The organism is Nitrospinota bacterium (assembly GCA_035528715.1).
Lineage (GTDB): Bacteria > JADFOP01 > JADFOP01 > DATKYB01 > DATKYB01 > DATKYB01.
On record DATKYB010000004.1, the window covers coordinates 1 to 5709 of the forward strand.

The following is a 5709-nucleotide window of genomic DNA, read 5'->3' on the forward strand; positions in this document are numbered from 1 at the left end:
CATCAGGAGAGATGACCTTTGCACCTTTTCTGAGAACAATGGAAGCAAGGCCCAGGTCATAAGTTACAATGATGTCTTCCTTTTCAGAAGAATTGATGATAGCTATATCAGCTTCTTGAGGCAAAGAGTCAACAAATCTGATGGATATCCCTTCTTCTCCATCAAGATTTTGAGAAATGCTGGAAATTATTAAGACTTTTATTCTATTTTCTTTGGCAATCTTTATAGCAATCTCTCTTACTGGGCAGGAATCAGCATCTATAATTAATTTCATGTTGACCTTCTCAATTGTTGAATAACTTATTTTATTCTTCTATTTCAAGGATTGAAAGTCAAAAATAGGACTAAAGAACTACCTGATTTAAGCCGATAATTATTAAAAATATATATATATATATATATTCAATAAATACCTGTTAATTTTATAAAAAGCTTAATAAGGGTGTAATACGTTCATTAAAAGTAAAGGAGGATATAACGATATGAATCAAGCAACTGATTCAGAGGCAATAAATAAAGAGATGGAAAAGATAGATAAAGAATTAGAAAAGAAATTTTCAAAGGTAAAGGATATTGAAATCATGCAGAAGCTTTTAGAGATGATTAAGGAATATCGGTTTTCTAAAGTTTCAAATAGTGAAAATAATGAGGAGACACAAGAAAATGTCAGACGTTGATTTTAATGAGAAGCTCAAAAGAATATTATCCAGTATAACGGATCTTTCTACCCTTCCTGGTATAGCAGACAACCTAACCCAACTCATTGAAAATCCTAAGACATCAGCAGTTACAGTCGGTGATTCAATCCGAATGGATCCAGCCCTGACATCAAAAGTCTTAAAATTGGTTAATTCTGCTTTTTATGGGTTTCCAAGAAAGATAAATACCCTGAGTCAGGCTGTAGTTATCCTTGGATTTAATAATATAAAGAATATTATCTTAACCGCTTCTATTTTTAATATCTTTTCAGATGGAAAGGCATGTCTATCTTTTAATGTTGAGAAATTTTGGGAACATTCTATGGGGTGTGGTGTTGTTTCAAAGGTAATGACAAAAAGATTAGGAATAAAAAAATATGAAGAGGCCTTTATTGGAGGATTGCTCCATGATATTGGAAGGCTACTTTTATTTCAATATCTTAGAGATGAATTTGGGGAAATTATAAAACGGGTTGGAGAAAAGGATATCCTCATTTCAGAAGCAGAAAGAGAAGTATTAGGCATTGATCATTCTTTTATAGGAAAAAAGCTTGGAGAACACTGGAATCTCCCCCCTGTTTTAGAAGAAGTTATTGAATTTCACCATGATCCTAAATCGGCATTAGACAATTCAAGAATGGCATCCGTCGTTCATCTCGCAGATATCATCACTCGAGCTCTTGGTCTAGGTTCTGGAGGTGATGAAAAGATTCCTGTTATTGATGAGACAGCCATGGAATTGTTGGATATTGATCTCTCCTTTATTGAGAAGCTTCTCCCTGAGGTCGATGAAGAGATGGATAAAGCAAGAGAACTTTTATCCCTTATTGATTAAGATATGAGTGATATAAGAGATACTAAATTAGAAGAGCAGAATACTACCGATCAAACCGAAGCAGAATATCAAGAGCTGGAGAACAATATAGACTCCCAGAAAAATACCATTGGAGATCTGAGATTAAGAAACGATATCGCTTCCCTTAAAGATACAATTAAATGTTTGAATAATGAAATTGAACAACTCACACTGCTTCACGACACAACGAAAAAGGTCTTATTTATTCATGATATAGATAAGATTATCAAAAATTTTTTAGATCTGGTCTATGAAATCACCAATTATAAAGCCTGTATCCTTTATTTCTATAAGAAAAAGAAAAATTCTTATTATATAAAAGAAGTGAGAGGTATAAAGAAAAAAGAGGCAGAGAGTCGATTTGTCCTTGATAAAAACCTTACAGATTGGATTATGAAAGAGGAGAGATGGACAGTCTTGCCATTTTTCGAACAGGGACTTTCGAATAAGGAAGGTAATGGAATGATGAGCATACTTCCTATGGTACATCAAGGAGACAACATTGGTTTTTTATCTATTATTACTGATAAAGACACGAATGTTTACTCTCAGGAAAATATAAGAAGAGTGAATTTTGTATCAAGCCAAGTAACTACAGCGTTAATAAATGAAAAATTGTATAAGAGATTAACAGAGACCAAAAGCTATCTTTACAATATATTGGAAAGCATAAATCATGGAATTTTTACTATTAACAGGGAGGGGACTCTTAACCAGATCAATAGAAATGCCACGGCCTTGTTTGGTTTGTCTGATCCAGATATCATAGGGAAAAATTACAAAGATATATTTTCCATTGATATGGTGAGAAACATAGACAGGATTAGAGCACAGATAATGAAAGATGGTTTTGTTATGAATTACCAGCTCGACTATATATTAAACGAAGAGATTATGATGCCCGTGGGGATAAACGCATCCTTCCTAACAGGGCAGGATGGCACCCTTGGTGACATCATCTTTGTTTGCAGCCACATGGCGGCAACAAAGGAACTCGAGCGCTTAAGAGAGATAGACGAATTGAAAGATGAATTTGTATCTTGCGTATCCCATGACTTTAGATCTCCTCTTGCAGCAATGAAGGCAAATGTAGACGCACTTCTAAATCATGTATGTCTTGATGACAAAGATATGGTTAGAGAATTTCTCGAGATTATTGATAATGAGATTGACAGACTTACAGACCTTCTTAGTGATCTTTTAGATCTATCCAGGATCGAGTCTGGGAAATCTAAATTGGAGCTAGACACTGTTGATCCGGTTAGCATCATCAAGAGGGCTATACGAAATTTTGAGAATCAAGACACTAAATGCAAGATAGAATTCAACATATTGACGGACATCTCTAAACTTCTTTGCGATGAGGATAAAATGATGCAGGTACTTCTCAATCTGATAGATAATGCCATAAAGTATTCTCCGGATGGTGGAAAAGTAGAGGTTAATGTTAAGTCTGATCATAAGTGGACGATTATAGATATAGAGGACCATGGTATAGGGATTGATCCGAGAGATATACCCTATTTATTTGATAAGTTTTACAGAGCGAATTTTTCTGATACTCGGGGAATAGGTGGAACAGGATTGGGTTTGTCAATCGTAAAACAAATTGTAGAAAAACATAGAGGCACAATTGAAGTAGAAAGTGTTCCCAATAAAGGGACGAAATTTACGCTAAAATTTCCATCAAAAAAAGAAAAGAAAAAGGAGGTGATGACTAATGAGTAAAAAGAAGATATTGATTGTGGATGATATGGTACAGTTAACCAAAGCAGTCTCTTTCAGCCTGAAAGCAGAAGGCTACGATGTGATCATGGCTTATAATGGAAAAGAGGCTTTGGAAAGAATTAAAGAGGAGAAGCCTGACCTAATCGTATTAGACATTTTGATGCCTGAGATGAATGGCTATGAGGTCTGCCAAGCATTGAAAAAGGATGAGGAGACGAAATCGATTCCCATTATCCTCTTTACTTCTAAGGCTCAGAAAAATGATGTTATCGATGGCATAAAAGTTGGAGCTGATGATTATATAGTAAAACCTTACAAGTTTCAGATACTTCATGAGAAGATTCAAAGATTTATAGGCCCGGGTATTAAGGGAAAGAAGCAAACCAAGGAAGGCGTTAAAGAAGAAGAAAAACAAGAAAGTAAAGAAGCCACTCAAGAAGAGAGCAAAGAAGGCGCTAAAGAAGATAGCAGACAAGAAGTTAAAGAAGCCGAAAAAGAGGAGAGCAAGGAAGGTAAGGATGACAGTCCAGTAGAGGAAGAGAAAGGACAGACTAATACCTCAAAAGAGGAGAAAAAAGAAGAAGTAAAAAGCAGTGCTTAGTCTACAACCTTATATACTTCGTCATTCGGTCTTACCCTCTGGCTCACTTTAATGCCAACCAAATCTCCAGCTTTAACCTCTTGGACAGGGTTGTGTTCAATCTGCATTGATGAAATAGACTCTTCAAGATCAGTCGTATGACCTTTGATATGAATCTTATCACCAATTGTTAGAGAACCATCAGTCAGCTCTATTGCAGCGACCTCCGGTTTTGCAAAATACTGCTTTACAACACCTACCTTTTCTTCCTGCATCTTGCCCTCCTTATAAAAAATTAATGGATTCCACTGGAATATAGATAATTCACCCCTTCTTTTAATTCTTCTAACCTGACCTTGGAGTGAGCCTCAATTATCTTGATTGTCTCTGGTGTTATATAATCTTTTATAGAAGAAAAGTCTATATTATCATTAGGAGCATAATGGTCATTATATCCAGAGGCACCATGAAGATGAATTCCTATCATCTCTTTTGAATAGCTTCCAAGGAGCCTGTTTTTTTCTTCAAAACCCAAAATTTCTTGAGTTTGAGCATGACCCACATCGTGCCAATATTTAACCATGCCACCCTTGAATTCTTTTAGAATGACCCCTATTTCTTCAAAATTCGGGATTTCATCAGGGAAGTACCTATTTTCTATTCCTATATAGACATTGAGTCGTTCTGCTTCTTTATGAAGTTTCTCGAGGCAGAATAGAACATTGTCTAAGGGTTTCTGTCTCTTATCTTCTCTTTCTTTTTTTATCTTTTCAATAAGATTCTTTCCCTCTGATTTATGAATCTTTTTTGAATCATAAAGTTCAAATAACTTCTTTACATCTGTCTTAATAGGGACTTTTCCAAGATGAAGTATCACTGCTCTCACTTCTAAATCATGGGCAATCTGTAGGGTTTTTTTTGTATATTCTATCCCCTTTTTTCTTTCATCCTCATCTTCTGAGGAGAATCTAAAAGCATCACCGCTTCCCTGATTTACGGGAAGTATGTCAGGTACAGGGAAAAAGTTGTGGATGCTTAAGACCTTAAAAACACTCTTTTTTAAGGCCGGTTTCATTTCTTGATACATCTCTTGGGAGATCCGATACTCTAATTCGAGACCATAGAGACCCGTCTTTGAAAGCTCATCCAATAGTCTGTTAGCATCCTTTATTTTATCAGATTTCCACGCTGTAGATATTCCTAACATAAAACAGAATTATTCAAAAGTATTGAATTTTAATGTATAATATCATAAATGAATTTTTTAGTAAATATCATTGATCCTTTTTTTCTCGAATGAAACGATTTATAAAAGTTAATATGATAAAATGTTTTCCTTTCAAGTGTTATCTAAAGATAAAAAGACGTTTGCAAGGGCGGGGATAGTCACAACACCTCATGGGTTGATTGAAACACCGGCCTTTCTTCCTCTCATAACCAAAGGTGCTCCTAAGCTCTTTACAATAAATGAGCTAAAAGAAATGTGTATTCATGGCCTCATGGCGAATACCTATCATCTCTATTTAAGACCTGGAACGGAAGTGATAGCCGAGATAGGAGGGCTCCATAAATTCCTTGGCTGGGATGGGCCTCTTATGACAGATTCTGGTGGTTTTCAGATATTCAGTATGAACCATGGTCAGGTTTTTCAGGAGATTAAAGGGAAGAGATACCTGAAGAAAGAACAAGAGAAAAGGGGGTGTATAATGAAGAAAGACGATGATGGTGTTGTCTTCAGGTCATATATTGATGGTTCCCTTAAAAAATTGACTCCTGAAAAGGTAATTGAGGTTCAAGGCATTTTAGGTTCAGATATTATGGTGGTTCTCGATGAATGTACCCCTTAT

At 35.6% G+C, this 5709-nt stretch carries 8 protein-coding genes; 5 read left to right on the top strand and 3 right to left on the bottom strand.

The genetic code is table 11. From position 1 onward, the window contains the following. The coding region (locus tag VMW81_00200) for a DUF188 domain-containing protein (GenBank protein HUU49368.1) at positions 1-274 on the bottom strand (274 nt) is incomplete at its 3' end. Between the two features lie 208 nt (positions 275-482). On the opposite strand from VMW81_00200, the gene VMW81_00205 reads away from it, so the two are divergent. Genes VMW81_00205 through VMW81_00220 form a run of 4 tightly spaced genes read left to right on the top strand, consistent with a single transcriptional unit; the run spans position 483 to position 3883 of the window. Then, complete coding sequence (locus tag VMW81_00205; GenBank protein HUU49369.1) at positions 483-677, top strand: hypothetical protein; 195 nt, start codon at positions 483-485, stop codon at positions 675-677. Then, positions 664-1533 (top strand): HDOD domain-containing protein, encoded by an 870-nt coding sequence (locus VMW81_00210; GenBank protein HUU49370.1) that lies wholly within the window; start codon positions 664-666, stop codon positions 1531-1533. Before VMW81_00205 ends, VMW81_00210 begins: the two co-directional genes overlap by 14 nt. A 3-nt stretch (positions 1534-1536) precedes the next feature. After that, entirely contained in the window at positions 1537-3282 is a 1746-nt protein-coding gene (locus VMW81_00215; protein HUU49371.1) for an ATP-binding protein, read from the top strand. Next, the gene (locus VMW81_00220) at positions 3275-3883 is read left to right on the top strand and encodes a response regulator (protein HUU49372.1); all 609 of its coding nucleotides are present in this window, start codon (positions 3275-3277) and stop codon (positions 3881-3883) included. The genes VMW81_00215 and VMW81_00220 overlap by 8 nt, the downstream gene beginning before the upstream one ends. Here the strand turns inward: VMW81_00220 and VMW81_00225 are convergent. Further along, positions 3880-4137: a hypothetical protein gene (locus VMW81_00225; protein ID HUU49373.1), complete on the bottom strand. Its 258-nt coding sequence runs from the start codon at positions 4135-4137 to the stop codon at positions 3880-3882. The genes VMW81_00220 and VMW81_00225 overlap by 4 nt on opposite strands. Positions 4138-4157: 20 nt before the next feature. After that, positions 4158-5069: a TIM barrel protein gene (locus tag VMW81_00230; GenBank protein HUU49374.1), complete on the bottom strand. Its 912-nt coding sequence runs from the start codon at positions 5067-5069 to the stop codon at positions 4158-4160. Positions 5070-5190: 121 nt separating this feature from the next. Between VMW81_00230 and VMW81_00235 the strand changes: the two genes are divergently transcribed. Beyond that, the coding region (locus VMW81_00235) for a tRNA guanosine(34) transglycosylase Tgt (protein HUU49375.1) at positions 5191-5709 on the top strand (519 nt) is incomplete at its 3' end.